This window comes from Acinetobacter sp. CY05 (assembly GCF_059515805.1).
This window is the reverse complement of sequence record NZ_JCAKMW010000051.1, coordinates 1-3,389: the sequence shown is the minus strand read 5'-3', so window position 1 is coordinate 3,389 and position 3,389 is coordinate 1. Positions and strand designations below refer to the sequence as shown.

Genomic DNA, 3,389 nt, shown 5'->3' with positions numbered 1-3,389 from the left:
TATGAGGTCGACCTGATTTCTTTTTGAGTGATTCTGCTTTTTCTAGAACCTCTACCATTTCAGTAAAAACTTGTCGAGGTACGCCAACTAAGCGTTTGAATTCAGAATCTGAAAAACGGTTTAATTTATGATATCTCATGAAATTTATATGGAGGTGATTTTTACTTTCGCAAGAGGTCTAATGATTGAAAATTATGTTTGATTTAATTGAAGCGACCAAGCAAAGAAACAATATGTGTATTCTTAAATAGAAAGTTTAGGTTGCTATACTCATTTTAGCTCACTTCATCTTTTACTATATGTTTATAAAAACTACATAGTAAATTTAGTTTTGATTCATAATTTGTGCAATAAGCTTATGTTTTGAGGCGTAATAGACATTTTTTTATAAAAAAATGAAAAAAATGTCTTTTATTAATTTTTTTAAAAATCAGTATGTTAAGTTTTTTAGCTGCATTATATTATTTTATATTTCATATTTTTAAATAGAGTTTGAAAAATCTTAGTTATTCAAAGATATTAATTTTTTTATAAAAAAAATATTTAAATTTATCCTAAATAATTTCATTAATCACATTTTTAACAGTGGTTTACATAAATGTATGTTTATTGTTCAATCTCTAGGAATAATAATCCTAAAAGAGATCATAACAATGACAGCCAATATTCAAGTCTATAACCTCGCCACTCGTGAAAAACTTCAAGACCTAAGCAATACGAGTATCGTTGATCTGAGTACCTCCTCTGTTGTTAAGGTAGATTTATATAAAGAAGACATCAAACAATATGTTCGTGAAGGCAATAATTTAGTCTTAATCTTAAATTCTGGGGAAAAAATCCTCATTGAAGATTTTTTTGTTCAATTTAATGATCAGCCACAATCACAACTGGTTTTGTTGGATGAAGAATGTGGCTTTTTGTGGTTTGACTACAATAACGGCGCAGTGTATTTCAAAGATATTACTGGTTTAGAGCAAATTGTATTTGGTAAAAGTGCCAACTTTTGGCCATGGATTCTAGGTGGCTTACTTTTAGGTGGTATCGCAGCTTTAGTCGATGATGATGATGATAAGCCAAAGCCAAATCTTACTACAGTCACGGGTAATCGCGGTGAAGGGCTAGAAGATGGTGATGTTGTTACGGGTAAATTGATCGCAACTGATAAAGATGGTGTAAGTAATCCTAATTTTACGATTGTTGCACAGCCAGAAAATGGTACCGCAACCATTGATCCAGAGACGGGTGAATGGACTTTCATTCCAAATGATGATTGGAATGGCACTGAGACATTTAAAGTTACAGTCACTGATGACAAAGGCGTAACAACTGAATTTGAAGTTACAGCTGTTGTTGAACCAGAGCAAGATGCTTTCGATGATACCGAAACAACTATGCTAGGTGTTCCTGTCGTGATTGATGCATTGGAAAACGATGGTTTTGAAGCAACAGATGCTAAAATTACTTCAGTTAGCCAACCTGCTCATGGTCAAGTGGTCATTAATCCAGATGGTACTTTAACTTACACGCCAAATGCAGGTTATACAGGGCCTGATAGCTTCACTTATACAGTCACTTCAGCCACAGGTATACCTGAGACTGCCACAGTTAATATTACTGTGCAGCCATTTGCACCACCATTAGCCACAGACAATAACTTGACTGTAGATGAAGAAAGTACAGCTACACCACTTAGCGTTACAGTCAGTGATTCAGATAGTCCGGACAGTGAGTTAACGATTACCGTTACTAAGATTCCAGAACTGGGTGAAGTAAAAAAAGCAGATGGTACAGTAGTAAAAATTGGTGACCAGCTGACTGTGTCTGAACTTGAGGCGCTCGTATATGATGCACCGAAAGACTATTTAGCTGGGCAAAATGTTGGTGTTTTTGAATACACTGTAGAAGATCAACAAGGTGGTGAAGATACCGGTACAGTCAACATTGGTGTTAACCCAATTAACGATCCACCAGTCGCAGAAGATGACAGTAAAGTCACGCCTGAAGACACCCCTGTTACAGGTAAAGTCCCAGCAACAGATCCAGATGAAGACCCTCTGAGTTATGAAGTAACCGAACAGCCAACTCACGGTAAAGTTGAAATTAATCCAGAGACTGGCGAATATACCTATACGCCCAACCCTGACTATAATGGTCCAGATGAGTTTACTGTCGTTGTAACTGATCCAAATGGCGAAACTAGTACTTCAGTGATCACTATTGATGTAACTCCTGTGAATGATCCGCCAGTAGCTGAAGATGTCACTGCAACAGGTGATGAAGATACCACCATTCCAGTGGTACTCGACTACAGCGATGTAGACGGTACAGTTGAGACCATTACAGTCACGACTTTACCTGCAAATGGCACCTTATACCTTGATGAAGCCGGCACGATTCCTGTGGTTGCAGGTACACCATTTGATGCACAAGAGACCGTGTACTTTGTACCAAACGAAAACTGGAACGGCCAAACCACATTTGACTACGTGGCAACTGATGATGAAGGCTTAGAGTCAGACCCTGCCACTGCAACGATTACCATTGCCGATGTCAACGATCCGCCAGTGGCTGAAGATGTCACTGCAACAGGCGATGAAGATACCATCATTGCAGTGGTACTCGACTACAGCGATGTAGACGGTACAGTTGAGAGCATTACAGTCACGACTTTACCTGACAACGGTACCTTGTACCTTGATGAAGCTGGTACGACTCCTGTGGTTGCAGGTACACCATTTGATGCACAAGAGACTGTGTACTTTGTACCAAACGAAAACTGGAACGGCGAAACCACATTTGACTATGTAGCAACTGATAATGAAGGCTTAGAGTCAGACCCTGCCACTGCAACGATTACCATTGCCGATGTCAATGATCCGCCAGTGGCTGAAGATGTCACTGCAACAGGCGATGAAGATACCACCATTCCAGTGGTACTCGACTACAGCGATGTAGACGGTAAAGTTGAGAGCATTACAGTCACGACTTTACCTGACAACGGTACCTTGTACCTTGATGAAGCTGGCATGATTCCTGTGGTTGCAGGTACACCATTTGATGCACAAGAGACCGTGTACTTTGTACCAAACGAAAACTGGAACGGCGAAACCACATTTGACTACGTGGCAACTGATAATGAAGGCTTAGAGTCAGACCCTGCCACTGCAACGATTACCATTGCCGATGTCAATGATCCGCCAGTGGCTGAAGATGTCACTGCAACAGGCGATGAAGATACCACCATTCCAGTGGTACTCGACTACAGCGATGTAGACGGTACAGTTGAGAGCATTACAGTCACGACTTTACCTGACAACGGTACCTTGTACCTTGATGAAGCTGGTACGACTCCTGTGGTTGCAGGTACACCATTTGATGCACAAGAGACT

General features: G+C 40.0%; 1 protein-coding gene. It reads left to right on the top strand.

What is annotated here, in order from left to right:
- Window positions 1-653 precede the first annotated feature (653 nt).
- On the top strand, window positions 654-3,389 hold a 2,736-nt coding region (locus tag AC5YCD_RS15630; RefSeq protein WP_496130875.1), incomplete at its 3' end, for an Ig-like domain-containing protein.